The sequence below is a fragment of the Microcoleus sp. MOSTC5 genome, assembly GCF_036701825.1.
GTDB classification, from domain to species: domain Bacteria; phylum Cyanobacteriota; class Cyanobacteriia; order Cyanobacteriales; family Microcoleaceae; genus Microcoleus; species Microcoleus asticus.
In genome coordinates, this window is the sequence record NZ_JAUBRK010000024.1 from 1 (window position 1) to 17,921 (window position 17,921).

Annotated in this window: 11 protein-coding genes, 1 pseudogene and 1 riboswitch; of the genes and pseudogenes, 9 read left to right on the top strand and 3 right to left on the bottom strand. The window is 44.3% G+C overall.

Going from position 1 to position 17,921, the window contains the following annotated elements:
* Positions 1–77: 77 nt before the first annotated feature.
* On the top strand, positions 78–1,826 hold the full coding sequence (locus tag QUA54_RS15045) for an ABC transporter ATP-binding protein (protein WP_333415258.1): 1,749 nt from the start codon (positions 78–80) through the stop codon (positions 1,824–1,826).
* A 607-nt stretch (positions 1,827–2,433) separates the two neighbouring features.
* Here the strand turns inward: QUA54_RS15045 and QUA54_RS15050 are convergent.
* Positions 2,434–3,906 carry a Dyp-type peroxidase gene (locus QUA54_RS15050; protein ID WP_333415259.1) on the bottom strand — a complete coding sequence of 491 codons (1,473 nt, stop codon included), beginning with the start codon at positions 3,904–3,906 and terminating at the stop codon, positions 2,434–2,436.
* A 476-nt stretch (positions 3,907–4,382) separates the two neighbouring features.
* Between QUA54_RS15050 and QUA54_RS15055 the strand changes: the two genes are divergently transcribed.
* The 7 genes and pseudogenes from QUA54_RS15055 to QUA54_RS15085 all read left to right on the top strand — a co-directional run.
* Positions 4,383–4,706: a hypothetical protein gene (locus tag QUA54_RS15055; RefSeq protein ID WP_333107349.1), complete on the top strand. Its 324-nt coding sequence runs from the start codon at positions 4,383–4,385 to the stop codon at positions 4,704–4,706.
* Between the two features lie 46 nt (positions 4,707–4,752).
* On the top strand, positions 4,753–5,079 hold the full coding sequence (locus QUA54_RS15060) for a hypothetical protein (protein ID WP_333415260.1): 327 nt from the start codon (positions 4,753–4,755) through the stop codon (positions 5,077–5,079).
* Between the two features lie 190 nt (positions 5,080–5,269).
* The gene (locus QUA54_RS15065) at positions 5,270–5,398 is read left to right on the top strand and encodes a hypothetical protein (RefSeq protein ID WP_333415261.1); all 129 of its coding nucleotides are present in this window, start codon (positions 5,270–5,272) and stop codon (positions 5,396–5,398) included.
* Positions 5,399–5,482: 84 nt separating this feature from the next.
* The gene (locus tag QUA54_RS15070; protein ID WP_333415262.1) at positions 5,483–7,738 is read left to right on the top strand and encodes a TOMM precursor leader peptide-binding protein; all 2,256 of its coding nucleotides are present in this window, start codon (positions 5,483–5,485) and stop codon (positions 7,736–7,738) included.
* 34 nt (positions 7,739–7,772) lie between these two features.
* A complete protein-coding gene (locus QUA54_RS15075) occupies positions 7,773–8,867 on the top strand; it encodes an amidohydrolase family protein (RefSeq protein ID WP_333200472.1) in 1,095 nt (364 codons plus the stop codon).
* Positions 8,868–9,021: 154 nt separating this feature from the next.
* Positions 9,022–14,361 (top strand): AAA family ATPase, encoded by a 5,340-nt coding sequence (locus QUA54_RS15080; RefSeq protein WP_333415263.1) that lies wholly within the window; start codon positions 9,022–9,024, stop codon positions 14,359–14,361.
* 409 nt (positions 14,362–14,770) lie between these two features.
* Positions 14,771–15,043, top strand: a pseudogene (locus QUA54_RS15085) (helix-turn-helix domain-containing protein); the annotation flags it as partial.
* Positions 15,044–15,472: 429 nt separating this feature from the next.
* On the opposite strand, the gene QUA54_RS15090 reads toward QUA54_RS15085, so the two are convergent.
* Entirely contained in the window at positions 15,473–16,588 is a 1,116-nt protein-coding gene (locus QUA54_RS15090; RefSeq protein ID WP_333415264.1) for a fatty acid desaturase, read from the bottom strand.
* Positions 16,589–16,618: 30 nt separating this feature from the next.
* Positions 16,619–16,804: a hypothetical protein gene (locus QUA54_RS15095; protein WP_333415265.1), complete on the bottom strand. Its 186-nt coding sequence runs from the start codon at positions 16,802–16,804 to the stop codon at positions 16,619–16,621.
* A 580-nt stretch (positions 16,805–17,384) separates the two neighbouring features.
* Positions 17,385–17,529, bottom strand: a riboswitch (cobalamin riboswitch).
* 150 nt (positions 17,530–17,679) lie between these two features.
* On the opposite strand from QUA54_RS15095, the gene QUA54_RS15100 reads away from it, so the two are divergent.
* Positions 17,680–17,871, top strand: coding sequence for a hypothetical protein (locus QUA54_RS15100; RefSeq protein WP_172192218.1), 192 nt, complete (start codon positions 17,680–17,682; stop codon positions 17,869–17,871).
* Positions 17,872–17,921 lie beyond the last annotated feature (50 nt).

The window sequence follows — 17,921 nt, forward strand, 5'->3', positions numbered from 1 at the left end:
TCTTCCTTCTTCCTTCTTCCTTCTTCCTTCTTCCTTCTTCCTTCTTCCTTCTTCCTTCTTCCTTCTTCCTTCTTCCTATGGCTCGTTATTCTCGACTGCAAAAACTCGGCTCTTATATGCGCCCGCACTGGAAACCAACATTCTGGGGCGTTTTTTCGCTGTTAATTGTCAATGCTGTGGGCGTTTACATTCCCCTGCTAATTCGGAATGCAGTTGACACTCTCCAAGTTGCGACTAAATTTGACCAAGTTTTCAACTACGTGGCACTAATTCTGCTCCTCGCCTCAATTATGTGGCTGATTCGGATGGCATCGCGGATTTTGCTGTTTGGCGTGGGGCGTCAAGTCGAATTTGACCTCAAACAGCAAATTTTTAACCATTTATTAACATTAGAACCGTCTTATTTTGCCGCCAATACGGTTGGGGATTTAATTAACCGCGCTACTTCCGATTTGGACAATATTCGGCGCTTGGTGGGGTTTGCGGTGCTCAGTTTGGCGAATACAGCTTTTGCTTATGCTTTGAGTTTGCCGGTGATGCTGGGGATTAATGTACGGCTGACGCTGTTGGCGATCGCAGTTTATCCTTTAATGCTGGTTTTGGTACAGTTATTTAGCGACAAACTTCGTATCCAGCAGTTAAGTGTACAGGAAGAACTGTCGGCGATGAGCGATTTAATTCAGGAGGATATGAGCGGGATTTCCGTAATTAAAATCTACGCTCAAGAAGAAAACGAACGCCGAGCTTTTCGCGATTGCAACGCGCAGTTGCTATCAGCTAATTTGGAATTAGCAAAAACTCGAAACTTTCTTTTTCCGCTGCTGGGCGGTTTGGCAAGCATCAGTTTGTTGGTGCTGCTTTCGGCTGGTGGCGGGTCAATTGCTAAGGGTCAAATTAGCATTGGCGATTTTGTGGCGTTGCTGATTTATGTCGAGCGTTTGGTGTTTCCCACGGCGCTGTTGGGTTTCACGATTACTGCTTACCAGCGGGGAGAAGTGAGTGTCGATCGCATCGAATCAATTCTGACTGTGGAACCGCAAATTAAGGATGCAGCCGGTGCAGTTGAACTGCCGACTCCAGTCAAAGGCGAAATTGCGGCTCGCCATCTAAATTATATTTATCCGGGTGCTAAGATACCCGCGCTAAAAGATGTTGATTTTACCATAAAACCGGGAGAAACTGTCGCAATTGTTGGCGCGATCGGCTCGGGAAAATCAACTTTAGCTAATGCGCTGCCACGCTTACTCGATATCGATCCGGGTCAGTTATTTGTAGACGGACAGGATATTACCAAGGTAAAATTGACCCAATTGCGCGGGGCGATCGCCTACGTTCCGCAAGAAAGTTTTCTGTTCGGCACTACCATCAAAAATAACATCCGCTACGGAAACCCTTTAGCGGAACAGCCGGAGATTGAAGCGGCGGCGAAACAAGCGCAAATTCACCCCGAAATCCTCAATTTTCCGCAGCAGTACAAAACAGTTGTCGGCGAGCGCGGCATTACTTTATCCGGCGGACAGCGGCAGCGGACGGCACTTGCTCGCGCTTTGTTAGTTGACGCTCCGGTGTTAATTTTGGATGACGCTCTTTCCAGCGTTGACAATCAAACTGCTACCGATATTTTGCAAAACTTGGCAACGGGAACCGATCGCAAAACAGTAATTTTTATCTCGCATCAAATGTCAGCGGCGGCCACTGCCGATCGCATTTTTGTGATGGAGAGAGGAGAAATAGTTCAGAGCGGGACTCACGCTGAATTGGTAGGGCAAACAGGGCTTTATCAGTATTTGTGGAACCAGCAAAAATTAGAGGAATTGCTGCATTGACCAGTGACAGATACTTTGAGTCATCTAGAGTTAGACCCTAAATAAGTAGATTGGTCAGGACTTATGCAAGTACGCTATATATAGCGTGCATCTCAAAAACAAACACTACGAATCGAAACCCGTCAGGGTCGAAAATACAGAGTATCTGACAAGGGCGTGCTTGTCGCGATCGCTTTATTAGATTTATTAAGCGACCGCTGCTCTTTGTTAGCACGCTACATATAGCGCAATACGGTTCAGTTAAGAGCAATCTGACTTCTAAAAGATGCCTGTATTTCCCATAAAATCGTGAGGTTAAATTCGTCGGACAGCGTTAACTGAACCGTATTGACATATAGCGTGCTTGGGTAAGTCCTGTGGGAGTCGGAGTGATTTCGGGGATGACGGGATTGTTACATCTCTTTACATTTGGGTTTGGGACAGCTCGTATTCATGATTACCTTCTATTGTATGTTATGCAAGCTTTTTACTTGTTCTGCTTGCTTCAATAAATCTGCCTGGGAGTGGCGGTTTCGTTACATTTCTTTACATCCTGTCCTATTTTGTCCGTATCCCGGCTTTACCCCTAAAGGGGATATTTAAGCCGGATTTGGTATAATCGCGTGTTTTATTTCACGGCGATCGCTGAAATATTTTTCAGAAAACTAATGCTAGGAGCAAAAAAGAATTCGCCTCCTTTCATCGTGACAAAATTATAAAAATCGAACGGTACTTTCTCGTCCTTCCCCCACTCTTTCGGCCACGCTTGCCCTTCAATTTGTTTTTTTCCTTGACCTGCAATGCCGTCCAAGCCTGTTGTATAGTTGACAAAATGCTGATTATTCGCCCAGTTTTTTTGCATAAACATAAACTGGTTGAAAATGTCGCGCTGAAAACATAGAAACAGCAATCCTACTTTTTCGCCTGACGCTGGCTGAACCTTCAGCTCTTTTAAATGTTCCAGTTGATTTTCAAATCGCGAGAGTTTTGACAGGGAGTTATCCCGTGCATTCGGCATCTCGCCATAGCTAACTGCTCGACGAACAATTCGATGCTGGCGGTGTTCTTCTAAGGTTCGGTATTTGTCGTTTTTGTCGCCGCGCGGATTTGCTTTGCGGATGTGTGCGTGAAAGGGACATTTCATTCCGTCGCGATCGCCATCATAATTGAAATTATTAGGAACTGTATCGGAATTTTGTTTTGATGGAGAAAGGGTCACTGGCGTTCCGTCTCTGAACCGCCCCACAACTAAAGCACCTGCCCTTTCTACATCTCGATCTGACAATCGCAGCTTTTTAGCCAGTTCTCTCTCTGCTTCTCTGAACCCTCGCACATCTTGTTCGAGCTTTCGGTAGACGCAATAGCTGCCAAAGCTATGCTCTCCCTCACCGAAAGGATCTTTTACAAGCACTAATTCTAAAGGTGCAGAAGCATCCCACAAATCAGTACCTTGTTCTTTTGCTAGCTCAATATCTTCTTTTAAAAATAGAGGCTGGCTGACACCATCTCGGAACCCAAAATGTTCAATAGTCTGCCCTTTTTTATTTTTGAGGACAATGCCTACTTCTGTATGAACAATCTCTGCGACGAGCCCAACTTCTTCTATGACCTGTTTTGCCTGTTTTTCCAGGTTGTCGCGATCGTTATCAGCCAGGAGAATGAAAGCATGAATTTCATTTTGGAAACTTTTTTCCCATTCTTCAACTGGAGGGTCGAACAGAATCGTCCTGAATTGCCGAAGTCCGACTTTGAAAGCTGGACTTGGAAATTTGCCGCTTCCCCCGGCATCTAACTCGAAGTCGAGCACTTTATAACCGTTATAAGATAGAAAAAAGTTGGCAAACAAACCTTCGACTTCTTGACAGTTGCTTCTAAACTTAGCATGATCGTCCCACTGTTTCTTAGCGGACATAACAAACTTTTCGGTAAAGTAGCCGATCCATTTTTTAACTGCGTCGGGGTCTGACTTGAATTTAATCAAAATATGGGTTGAATAGTCTCGTTCGTGACTTTTGAGGATATTTCCCTGCAAATCCTCTAACATATTTTGATACTGTGGATTGTTAGGATCGATATGGGTTTGGTTTAAGTCTATGGTCACAGCTTTTTTGCAGCACTCTATTTTTGAGGTTTTGGCTTTGGCCGTTTCTCAGTTTTGCAAACTGTAAGATAGTTAACAGCTTTGTTGCTTAGCGGATTTTGGCTTTGATTTATCAAAATTACCAGGTTGTAAGTGTCCTGTCAAGCTATTAAATTTGCCAGACTCAGAAGAGAGTTTTCTCCCGCTTCCCAATCTACCGGAGGAGCTAGATACTTTAAGCGATGACCAACTCTATGGATATGCCAATCAAGGTGGATTATTTGGGCTTATGAGATTCACTTAAATCGGATATCTTGTAGAATTCTCGATCTGCTCTATAGCCAGCCCGGAAATTTATTTCCGGGTTCATAACGTGCAGTTGGCGTAAATTTATGTAAATTGTATCTTGACTTAAAGATATTTCCGTACTAGGCTGTCATCAGCCGATAGGTTTTATCGACAAGTGCTCTATTTGACCATTAGCTGAGAGGTAAATTATGGACAAACCCCTGTATCCTCCAGACTTAGCTGAAGCATGGAACCGTCTTTTTGGTCATGCTTGGCATAAGGATAATAAGGAATTTCTGCACCAACTGAGGAAAGATCCAAGGCAAACAATTGGTGAGGTTGTAAACTCTGGTAAACCTGAAAGTATATTAGGGTCATGTGCGACGATTCTAGAATATGTAAATGACGACTACTGCGAGTATGGTTTCATATCGCTGCCGACTCTACCAGAGGGATTAGAAGGATTGAGCGAAGAACAACTCTATGCTTATGCCAATCAAAGCGAGTTGTACGGAATTATGAGACATACTTGAATGGCCTAAAAATTTTGCACTACCTAAGTATGAAAAGAGAAAAATAATGATTAACACTCCTTGTCCGCCAGAGTTGCGAGATGCCTGGGCACGGGTTTTTGCTCATGCTTGGAAACCAGACAATAAAGACTTTCTGCGAACACTGAACAAAGATCCGAGAGGAACAATTAGTCAAATCGCCAACTCTCGCCAACCTGAAAAGCTAGCAGAAGCTTGCAATACTATCCTCAACTATGTAGATGCCCCTGACTCGGAAGAGGGTTTTTTGGCCCTTCCTGACCTGCCAGAAAGTTTCCCGGGGGATTTAAGCGAGGAACAGCTCTATAGCTATGCCAAGCAAGACGGATTGTACGGACTTCTCAGAATATGTTGAAGATCGGATCTGGTGTTTTAAAACGCTAATTCTCAAGACATATTTTTTGAATTAGCGATCGCGCGTAAAATTAGCCTTGACTTACTCCTACCAGATATACCTTCTCCATAGGGGCGCATAGCTATGCGCCCCTAGAGCCTAAATCACGAAAAGAAGAGATAGTCTTTTGGCGGCAATAAAATATAAAAAATTGGCGCTAATCTCTGACATGAGTTATAGCAGAAGGAAGAAGGAAGTTCGGCAACGGATTCGCAAGGACGGATGTAACGGATGTAACGGATGTCAGTCCGATGTCCGTCGGAAGAAGGAAGAAGGATGAGGGAAGAATAGCAAGGGTTTCAGCAATCAAAAACGTCCTAACACTCTTGGCGGTTGCTATATTTAAACAATAGTTATTTAAACAATGATGCGTCAGCCGAGGTTTAAACCATGTTTTCGCTGCGAAATTGTCCCTTCTGAAGGCGTATTTTTACTTGCCGAAAAAGACCATTTTATGTTACGGGGAGATGCCTACATTCAGCTTGCACCGCTTCTAGACGGTAAACACACCTTAGAAGAAATTATAGATACTCTGCAAGATAGACTCTCTTTTGTAGAAATATTCTATCTGCTCGATCGCCTGCAAAGTCAAGGCTATATTACAGATGCCCATCCCTCCCTGCCAGCCGAAAAAGCCGCTTTTTGGGAAATGCTAAAGGTCGAGCCAGAGATAGCTGAAAAACACCTCGAGGAAACGACTGTTTCTGTAGTTTCCTTGGGTGAAATCGACACCGAACCATTCAAAGCAATGCTCGCATCAGTTGGAGTTAAACTCGGCGAAAAGGGCGATCGCTCGGTGGTGCTAACTGACGATTATCTGCAAGAAGATTTAGAAGAAATTAATCAAAAAGCCTTGCGGTGCGATCGCCCCTGGATGCTCGTCAAACCATTAGGAACAGAAATTTGGATCGGCCCTATTTTTATCCCCGGCAAAACTGGCTGCTGGGAATGCCTAGCGCACCGACTACGATCGCACCGCAAAGTAGAAAATTACCTGCAAAACCAAAAAAACACCGCATCCTTCCCCACTTCTTTATCTGCATTGCCATCAACCCTAGCTACAGCCTACGGCATCGCCGCCACCGAACTTGCTAAATGGATTGCCTGCGATCGCAGCGAATCTCTCGAAAGCAATATCATCACCTTAAACGCGCTTTCTCTGGAAAAACGCCATCACTTTCTCGTGCAGCGTCCCCAATGTCCGTGCTGCGGAAACCCGCAAGATTTCGCAGCTAAACAATCAGCACCCATCGCTCTTTCTAGTCGTAAGAAATCTTTTACTCGCGATGGCGGACACCGCTGCATCTCGCCAGAAAAAACCTTGAAAAACTTAGAGCATCACGTCAGCCCCATTACTGGTATTATCAGCATTCTTCAGCGAATTTCTACCTGGGAGGAAGAAAATGGACTGACAACTTCCTACCGTGCCGGTTACAGTTTAGTCGGCGCGATCGCAGACTTAAATGAATTGCAAGAAAGCCTGCGTAGCGAATCTTACGGTAAGGGAAAAAGCGACACTCAGGCAAAAGTCAGCGCCTTGAGCGAAGCAATCGAGCGCTACTCCATCGCATTTCAAGGAGATGAAGCCAGAATCCGAGGGAAGTTAAAAGACTTGGGGAGTGTCGCAATTCACCCAAATACTTGTATGCTTTATAGCGAAAAGCAGTTTTCAAATCGCGAGCAATTGAATAGCGATCGCATCAGATTTAACTGGATTCCAGAACCATTCAACGAAGAGGTGGAAATCGAGTGGAGTCCAGCTTGGTCGTTAACTCACAACGCGCCTCGATACATCCCCACTGCCTACTGTTACAGCGGTTATTCCCAAAAATATTATGCCCCCTTTGCTGTTGCCAACTCCAATGGATGCGCCGCCGGAAACTACTTAGAAGAAGCAATCATGCAAGGCTTCATGGAATTAGTAGAACGAGACAGTATTGCCCTGTGGTGGTATAATCAATTAAAAAAACCAATAGTAGATATTTCCAGCTTTGACGAGCCGTATTTTCAGGAAATAGAGGCGCATTACAAAACGTTTCAGCGCGACCTCTGGGTACTCGACCTTACCAGCGATTTAAACATTCCCGTATTTGCCGCTATTTCGCGCCGCAATGACCGTGAAGAAGAGAATATTATTATGGGTTTCGGGGCACATTTTGACCCGCAAATAGCCCTGCTACGGGCCTTAACCGAACTGAATCAATCCCTGCCTGCTGCGTTTTTTGGCATACTCGATCCAAAGAGTGCCGATCGCGATCGCGACAGAGAAGCGATCGAATGGTGGAAGAGCGCAACAGTCGCTCAACACCCCTATTTATTGCCAGACAAAACAGCCCCCTCAAAAACACCCGCAGACTATCTCAAACAGTGGAGCGACGATCTTTATACAGACGTAATGAACTGCGTAGAAATTGCCCGAACAAACGGATTAGAAACAATTGTTTTAGACCTATGCCGCCCTGATTTAGGCTTGTCCGTTGTTAAAGTAATTGTACCCGGACTGCGGCATTTTTGGCCGAGATTTGCCCCTGGTAGGCTCTACGATGTACCCGTTAAAATGGGTTGGCTAGCTGAGCCTTTGACTGAGGAACAATTGAATCACCTACCAGCTTTTTTCTGAAAGTTTGTCAAATTTAAAAAATCTCAATAATCTTATGTTGAAGCCCTATCAAATCATCGATGCAGATTGCCACGTTTTAGAGCCAATTGACCTGTGGAAAAACTACCTCGAACCAGCCTTTAAAAACCGGGCACCATCGCTCGATCTAAAAGTTGATGGTCAACCGATTTATCAGAAGATAACCCGCCAACACCAAGAGGAAGGGCTGAAAGTGGCAATCCGGGATTTCACCAGCTACGGAATCGATCGCTACGATGCCTGTTCTCAGGTAAAGGCGATCGCGAAAATGGGAGCTGATATCGCATTTTTGTATCCCACAATGGGACTGTGGCTGCTTGCCGTCGATACAATGGATGCACAACTAGCAGGCGCATTTACCCGCGCCTACAACAATTGGCTGCGAGACTTTTGCAGCTATGACCCCCAGATTCTTAGAGGAGTCGGTGCGATTAATCTCCACGCTCCCGAAGAAATGGTGCCAGAACTGCGTCGCATCGCAGAATTTGGATGGAAAGCCGTGTTTTTGCGCCCCAACCCAGTCAAGGGACGGCTGCTTTCTGACCCCGCTTACGAGCCATTTTGGAGCGAATGTGAGCAGTTGGGGATTGCCGTCAGCCTCCACGAAGGGACTCATTCCCACCTGCCAACCACCGGATCGGATCGGTTTAACACCCGATTTGCCATGCACGCCTGTTCGCATCCAATGGAACAGATGATGGCCCTGTTGGCCCTCATCGAAGGAGGAGTGTTGGAACGCCATCCCCAACTCAGAGTAGGCTTTCTAGAGTCGGGTTGCGGCTGGCTACCCTACTGGTTGTGGCGGCTCGATCGCGAGTATTGCGACTTAGGCTGGGAAGTCAAAGACAATGTTAAAATGAAACCCTCAGAATATTTTCGCCGTCAGTGCTTCATCTCATTTGAACCTTCTGAGCCTTATTTAGCTGAGACAATTGACTACATCGGCACGGATAATCTGATCTTCGGTTCTGATTTTCCTCACATCGATCACCACCCAGACATTATCGGGGAAGTTGTAGCGTTGAGCGATCGCCTATCCGAAAAAACCGTAAAAAAAATCCTCTGGGACAACCCCTTTCGCTTTTACGGACTTGATGGTCAAAATTTGTAGGGCCAAACCGCCCGTAGTTGCCCCAATGCCGAAAACGCCTATTTCCTCCGTTAGTCAAGCGGAGTCGGCACGGGGGCACAACCATACAAAATCCTCATTTTCCTGAGAATGAAACAGATGTCTCTATACGGATAATGAAGTAAGGAACAAATTAATGACGCTCACAATTTCCGGCTACCAAATTACCCAAGAAATTTACGAAACTGCCAACTCACTAATCTATCGCGGATGCAGCCCAACAGATAACCAGCCCGTTATCCTCAAAGTGCTCAAACAAGCCTATGCGCCGCCGGAAAAAATAGCCTGGTTCAAGCGGGAATATGAAATCCTCCAAAAATTGAATTTGGCGGGAGTCGTAAATCCCTTAAACCTGGAAAGCTACCAAAATCGCTGGGTAATCGTACTGGAAGATTTTGGCGGCGAATCCCTCCAGCAGTTAATAAAGAGTCAGCCCTTCACGCTGAGCGAGTTTTTGTCTCTTGCCCTTCAGATTGCAGACATCCTTGCTCAAGTGCATCAGCAGCAAGTTATACACAAAGATATTAACCCTTCTAACATTGTCTTTAATCCCAAAACTGGACAATTAAAAATTATTGATTTTGGTATTTCTACAGTTCTCTCGCGAGAAAATCCAACGCTGCGAAACCCGAATGTTTTAGAAGGAACGCTCGCCTATATCTCGCCTGAACAAACAGGGCGAATGAACCGAGCGCTCGATTATCGTACAGATTTTTATTCGCTCGGAGCAACTTTCTACGAGTTGCTAACAGGGCAATTGCCTTTCCAGATTGACGATGCGATGGAGTTGGTGCATTCGCACATTGCTAAACACCCTACCCCACCTCACCAACTCAACGCAGATATTCCCCAACCTCTGTCAGAAATTGTCATCAAGCTGATGGCTAAAAATGCCGAAGACCGCTATCAATCGGCTTATGGCGTTAAGGCAGATTTAGAGGAATGTTATAGGCAATGGAAGCGATCGCAGCGCATCGAGCCTTTCCCTCTAGGTCAGCAGGATTTTTCCAGCAAATTCCAACTTTCGCAAAGGTTATACGGACGAGAGCGAGAAGTCGAAATGCTACTCGCCGCCTTCGATCGAGTCGCAGGCATACAAAAAAATGAAAATCCCCAATCGCAAATCCCCAAACGCAAATCCCCAATTGAAATGATGCTGGTAGCGGGATATTCTGGTATCGGCAAGTCGGCTTTGGTACAGGAAGTTTACAAGCCAATTACGCGGCAAACCGGGTATTTTATCTCTGGAAAATTCGACCAATATCAGAAAGATATTCCCTATGCCTCGCTGGTACAAGCCTTTCGCTCTTTAGTGGCGCAATTGCTGACCGAAAGCGAATCTCAGATAGTAGCGTGGCGCGAAAAATTGTTAGCAGCTATTGGTGAGAACGGTCAGTTAATCGTTGCGGTCATTCCCGAATTGGAATTGATTATTGGCACTCAACCAGCCGTCCCCGAACTGGCTCCAGCAGAAGCCCAAAATCGCTTTAATTTAGTGTTTCAAAACTTCATTCGGGTGTTTACTCAGCCGGAACATCCAATGGTGATGTTTCTGGACGATTTGCAATGGAGTGATGGCGGTTCTTTAAAATTAATTCAACGGCTGATGACAGGCTCAGAAAGTCAATATTTGTTTATTATTGGCGCGTATCGGGATAACGAAGTGAGCGATGCTCATCCCCTAATGCTGACACTGGATGAGATTCGTCAAGCTGAGGGAATTGTTAGTCAAATAACCTTAAAACCATTGGAGTTATCTCATGTCAGTCAGTTGATTGCCGACTCTTTCAACTATGACTTAGCACCAATTCTGCCTTTGGCAGAATTGGTGCAGACCAAAACCAATGGCAATCCCTTCTTCATTAATGAGTTTTTGAAATCTCTGTACAGCGAAGGACTGCTGAAGTTTGATTTTCAGCTTGGTGGCTGGCAGTGGGACTTGCAGCAGATTCAAGCGCAGAACATCACCGATAATGTCGTAGAGTTGATGGCGGGCAAGGTGCAGAAGTTACCGCTTTCAACGCAGCAAGCTTTGAAGCTAGCTGCCTGTATTGGCAACCAGTTCGATCTCCAAACGTTGGCAATTGTCTCTGAAAAATCGCCGCGAGAAATAGCGATTGATTTGTGGGAAGCGATCGCAGAAGGTCTGATCTTACCTCTCAGCGATGCCTACAAGTTGATAGAACTTGACGTGCAGGGGTTAGCAGAAGAGATAGAAGTTGAGTATAAATTTGCCCACGATCGCATTCAGCAAGCCACCTATTCCCTCATTCCCGAAGCAGACAAAAAAGTTGTGCATTGGCAAGTAGGGCAACTGCTGCTACGGAATACACCGCTAGAGAAGCGAGAGCAAAAAATATTTGATATCGTCAACCAACTAAATCAAGGGGGCGATCGCATTTCCTGTCAAGCCGAGCAAGACGAGCTAGCTCAGCTTAACCTGACAGCAGGCAAAAAAGCCAAGGCATCAGCAGCCTATCAACCCGCCTTCAATTACTTGCAAGTTGGCTTGAGCTTATTAGAAGAAAATAGCTGGGAATGCCAGTATGAATTGATTCTAGCGCTGCACGTAGAAGCCGCAGAAGCAGCTTATCTCAGCGACAACTTCCAGCAGATGGAACGATTAGCTTCTGTAGTGAAAAATCGCGCCAAAACTGTACTCGACAAAGTAAGAATCTACAGAGTAACCGTACTGGGTTATGCAAACCAGCATCAACTACCAGAAGCAATGCGTAGCGGACTCGAAATTTTAGCTCAGTTGGGGATCGCGCTACCGGAAAACCCAAGTTTAGCAGACATCGGACAAGCTATAGAAGAAACAAAAGCGGCTTGGCTAGGCAAGCAAATTGAGGATCTCATTGACCTGCCAGAGATGACCGCTCCTGAAAAGCTGGCAGCAATGGATCTCCTGTTTGATGTCATACATCCAGCCTATGACGGCAACCCCGGACTCTTCACACTGTGCGCCCTCCAAATGGTCACTTTATCGGTCAAATATGGCAATACGCCTCTATCAGCTCAAGGTTATGGATCTTACGGAATAGTTCTGTGTGGTGTCGTCTTCGATATAGAGTCTGGCTATCAATTTGCGAAACTTGCATTGAAGCTGGTAGAGAAATTCAATAGCAAAAAAATCAAATCGGCGGTGATATTCTTAGTTTATTATTTTTCGGTAATTTGGAAAGAACACTTCAGAGAAATACTTAAACCTTTTTTAGAAGGATACCAAAGTGGCTTAGAAACTGGAGACTTGCTACTGGCTGCCTTTAATGCTTACGGCTATTCTTGTCATTTATACTGGATTGGCAAGGAACTGGTCGAGGTCGAACGGGAAATGGGCAAATACAGTCAGGCAATATCCAATATCAATCAGAATCTAACTCTGACTTATCTCAACAGATATTGGCAAGTCGTCTTAAATTTGAGTGGAAAATCAGAAAACACCTGTCGATTAATTGGCGAAAGTTATGACGAAGTAAAGATGTTGCCAAGGATGCAGGAAAACCAAGACAGATACGGAATTGGTGACTTGCATTTACACAAACTTATCCTCTGTTATTTATTTGGAAACTACGGCGAAGCCCTGGAAAATGCGGCAATTGCAGAAAATTATTTAGATGCTATGTTAGCTACGTCATCTGTCGCTATTTTCCATTTCTATTATTCTCTAGCACTGCTGGCAGTATTTGCTGATACTCCAGAGTCCGAAAAAGAGGCTTTTCTTGAAAAGGTTGCTGCCAACCAGGAAAAAATGAAAATGTGGGCGAGTTACGCTCCTATGAATTACCTGCACAAATATTACCTCGTCGAAGCGGAACGCGCCCGAGTTCTGGGCAACTATAAAGATGCCAGAGAATATTATGACTCTGCTATCTCCTGCGCCCGCGAAAATGAATATCTCAACGAAGAAGCTCTCGCCTACGAACTCGCGGGACGATTTTACCTCTCCCGCAACCAAAGCCACGTTGCTGGTCACTATCTCCAAGATGCTCGCTACGCTTACCAGACTTGGGGTGCCCTTGCCAAAGTCAAAGACTTAGAAGCGCGATATCCTCAGTTTCTCACCTCAACAACTAGCTCTACGAAAGTCACCCAAACAACCATTTCCACTACAGGCAGCAGTTCCGGCGAAGGGCTAGATTTAGCCACAGTCGTGAAAGCTTCTCAAGCTATTGCAGGGGAAATTGTCTTAGATCAATTGCTCGCTAAATTGACGAACCTCATCCTCGAAAATGCCGGGGCGCAAAAAGGCTTCCTCATTCTATCCGACAACGGAATTTTAAAAATTCAAGCACAAGGAGAAATCGAGCGCGAAGTCCAAGTGCTGCAATCTCTTCCAGTTTCTAGCAGCGAAAATCTTCCCTTGGCGATAATCAATTACGTCGCTCGCACTCAAGAAAATGTGGTTTTAAGCGAAGCCACGCGGGAAGGGATTTTTACCAACGATCCTTACATTATCGCTCACCAACCTAAGTCAATCTTGTGTAGCGCCATCGTTAATCAAGGCAAACTCATCGGCATTCTTTACTTAGAAAATAACATTGCGATCGGTGCTTTTACACCAGAACGCCTGGAAGTTGTCAACATCCTTTCTTCTCAAGCTGCTATCTCCCTTGAAAACGCCCTTCTCTATCGCACTCTAGAACAAAAAGTCGATGAACGCACTGCCCAATTAGCATCAGCCAACCAAGAAATTACGGTGCTTAACGAGCGTCTGAAAGCTGACAATATCCGAATGAGTGCTGAGCTAGACGTAACGCGCCGACTGCAACAAATGATTTTGCCGAAAGAGGGCGAACTCAGTAATATTCCCGGACTTGATATTGCTGGTTTTATGGAACCCGCCGACGAAGTAGGTGGCGATTACTACGATGTACTACAATACGGCGATCGCATCAAAATTGGCATCGGCGACGTAACGGGACACGGATTAGAAAGCGGCGTTTTAATGATTATGGCGCAAACTGCCGTGCGAACGCTAATGGTGAACAATGAAACTGACCCCGTGCGATTTTTAAATGCCATCAATTGCACTCTTTATGACAATGTAAACCGCATGAATTGCGACAGAAACCTCAGCCTTTGTTTGCTAGACTATGAGGAGGGGACTCTGCGCTTGAGCGGACAGCACGAAGAGGTGATTGTAGTGCGGTCTAGCGGCGAAGTGGAACGAATCGATACGATGGATTTAGGCTTCCCGATCGCTTTAGACTCAGACATTGCCGATTTCATTCTATCAACTGAAGTCCACTTAACTCCGGGAGATGTGGTGGTGCTTTACACTGACGGAATTACAGAAGCGAAAAATGAACAAGGCTTGTTATACGGTGTGGAACCACTGATAGAATCCATCTGCCGAAATCGCGATCGCACTGCTGAAGAAATCCGCCAAGCTGCGATTGATGACTTGCGCTATTACATCGGCGAACAAAAAGTGTTTGATGATATTACCTTAGTGATACTTAAGCAGAAGTAGCCTCGGCGGCGAGACTGGGCTGTTTCATTCTCGGCTCATTCATCAAGTCATGGAGGCAGCTATTCCTTACCGTACAGATTGGGTGATTGAAAATGCGAGCCAAGAAGGCCTAAAAATAGCGAAGCTGTCATCAACCGCAAAGTAGCACTTCAAACCCTTACCTGATAAGGCATTGCGATTAATGTTGCACTTTTGTACACATATCTCGGCTCAATGCCCTATTCACATGACACAAGTGAATTAATACCATTTTGCCAAATAAGTGCTCCAATGTCAGAAAATTAAGGGAGTTTTTAGGAAGGTCAACTATCAAGAAAGAATTGATGCAACAGTCAAGGAGTTGAAAATAATTTTGTCACAACAACGAACTGTAATTAATCGACAAAAAATTTAAGCACTTTATTGCTTAAAAGCTGGCTATAGTCTAAGTCTGACAGATGTAGCTGAACGTTTAGGGGTACATAGAGTTACTGTACATAGATGGTTAAAAAAATATAGTATTGGCGGTCTATCAGGATTGTTAGAAATACGGCAATCAACGGGTAGACCGCGAGTAATTCCCTCGGGCGTAATAGCTGGATTGTCAAAAAAATTAAGTGATGAGTCCTGTGACTTCAAGAGTTATAAGCAAATTGCGAAATGGGTGGAAAACAACTTGTCAGCCCTAGCTACTGTTGCATGATTTTTGAAAATTGGTATCAGTTAAAAGCTAGTTTGTTAGCAGATTACCTCAGCCAAGAGCTTAAACATGCCTCTCTTAAGCTGAAATTTATTTAGTTGACTCCTCAATTCAAACACACATTGATTCTCTTTTTATCTAGTGATCGCCTGAGTCAGACTGTTGGTGATCGCCAGATCCTTAATGCGCTATATATAGCGTCATTGCGTAAGTCCTGTTGGTGCAAATAAACTGGTCACGAGGAGGGCGGGTTTTGTCAGAATAACAGGCTGCTAGCATAGCTCCCGATTAAACCCGCCAGACCTATCTAATGTTTATTTGTAACTACCTACTTAACTAGGAAAGTTACTGTTAAAATTTATCCCACTAGCTGCATCCCTAATCATAGGATTGTGGTGATAAACAAGCAACCAAATTTATTGCCAAGCGCTTTTAATTAGCTACATTACTCAAGGGAATTTCTTCGGCTTCTTGAAATAATTTAATCGATTGCAGACTATCTGAAGCAGCATCCCAAAGAATGAATTGGAAGCAGTCAGGAATATCGCGAATAGTCAGTAATTTTGAATTAGCCAGCAAGTGAATATTAGCATTGTGACAAGCCAGAAGATTATAGTTAGGTATGCGCTCAGAGAGATGATGAATATTGTGGTAAGCAATATCAGCCGAAAACCAATTGAGAATAGTTGGTAATTTTAGGTAACTACTGCCTTCAATTGCCCCAAGAAGATAGTCCCAACCCTCAGCTTTATGAGCGTAGGAACCGTCAAAATTATGCTGAACAAAGAAAATACAGATAAATATCGCTGCAGAACAGGTCATGACAATTGAGTAAACACTCCAGAAAAAGCCAAACCCAAGTAAGTTGCTCAGATAAATCCAGCTACCAACAACACAAATATTGTTGAACAGTAAATCCCAAAACTCAGCCGTCGTATACCAATGTTTGGATTTATAAGAAGCAATGATTGCAGATAAACCCATGCCAAAATCTTGATTGAGACAAGCAAAAATATGTCGGATAAAACCCGTAGTTCCCAAGATAAGCGCGAGTCTTGGCTTAATAATTAGATAGAAAAAACCACCGGGAAACAGCATCAATGGGTGTCTGAGTAACTGATACATCTTTTGACTAAATGGACTTAGCGCCGCAAATTTTTCGGTGGATATCAATGCCGAAGGGCCTCGGTACATATCCCAATTACCATTATGTTTGTGGTGATAAGCGTGTCCCCTAGACCAGGGGTACTGAGGAATCGCATTGATGATACCTAGGATAAAACCCATAATGCGATTGACTTTTTTGGAGCTAAAAAGAGAATAATGCCCGCAATCGTGCATCAAAGAGAAACAACGTCCTGAAAAAAGTGTCATCAACACCATTATCGGCGGAAGAAGGAATACAGAAATGGCAGCCGCTTTAAATGCTAAAAACCATAAGAATGTATAAGGAATCACTGTATTGAGTATTTGGCAAGTAGCTTTGAAATTGTTGCTCTTCATATAAGGAGCTAGCACAAAATCGGACTTTTTGATCGCGCTTTTCATTCAGTATGTCTATGGTGTGTGGATAAGTGCTTAGCTTAGCATCAGGATATGATGGCTATTTTGGGCATTGTTTTGTTGCAGGTTATTGGGTGAATTGCAGCAGTTGAATTTCAGCCCATGCTTGACCAACCTGCTGATAATATTTAGTTCATTCGCTCCTCCTTTGAGTTGTGTCGCAAAGCTGAAATTCATCCCAACGTTGACGTACTTGCTCATAACAAACGGCAAGAGTAATTGCTAATTGTTGCAGTAAATCGATTTCTATTTAACCGTGACCTATTAGCAGAATAATAATTTATTGGGTGGTATTGTAGGTCGCAATGATTTCAAGCAAAATTGAGATAGCGGATGCCTCTCTTGACGGTCGTTACAGATAATCTGTTAGCGATAATTCAGTTAGGAATTGCAAGTGATGCGGAACCGTATTGACAGCGAAAATATACTGAGACTGAGTTGAGATCATTACAGGGTATTATTTGCAAAAAGTAGCGCCAAACTACAGTGAAATAATTCAGATATTGCACATTTAAATTGCATATTTGGGGCGGCGTCGGGGCAATGGCATACTCATGGTTTAATTATTTGTTGATGTGCAACTTAAATGCTGATTAGCTTAGCAATTGGGGGACGATAGCCTAGTATTCATAGTCATGAATAAACTATTACTTGACTAAAAAGCTATCAGGAATAAGTGAAATCTAATCAATATCTTTCTAAGTGAATAGACCGCTCGCCATAATACATTAATTTTGAGAATGCTGAATTAACGATCATCTATGCCTCTTAGACGAAAAAGAACAGGTTTGGGATATCGGCGGGCATTCTGACTAAGAGACTGTATAATCTCATCACATTTGCGGGACAGCGCCGGATCTACGCCGGACTTTCGCCGTTTCTTCCAACGGTTTTTTTTCGTTGGAACCGATTTTTGCACATTTATGAGGTTATCACAACTCTGGTTTGTTTGCAGAAAAAACTGTGAAGCGTGCCAGCAGCCGAACAAATCGCTGCACCGGAAGGCATTAATATGATTGGTTGGTTGCACGATCGGCGTTCGGTTATGTAAGCCAGTATTGTTGCTTGTATCGTCTGTGGCACACTTTACCGTTGCGGGATCTACCCCCAACTCGATCGCAGGTTCAAAAGTTGGGCTACTCCCGAAAACTTGTGATTTGCGGGCTATAGGGGCGATCGACAAACAGCCCGCCCTGGAAACCAAAGCTGACAAAACATCCACAACTTTTTGCTTGATTCTGTATCTACTCCTGAAGACGGGAATTTGAGAAATAATCGCACTTGCTGGCGATCGTTTTTTGTGCTCGGAGCTCTAACT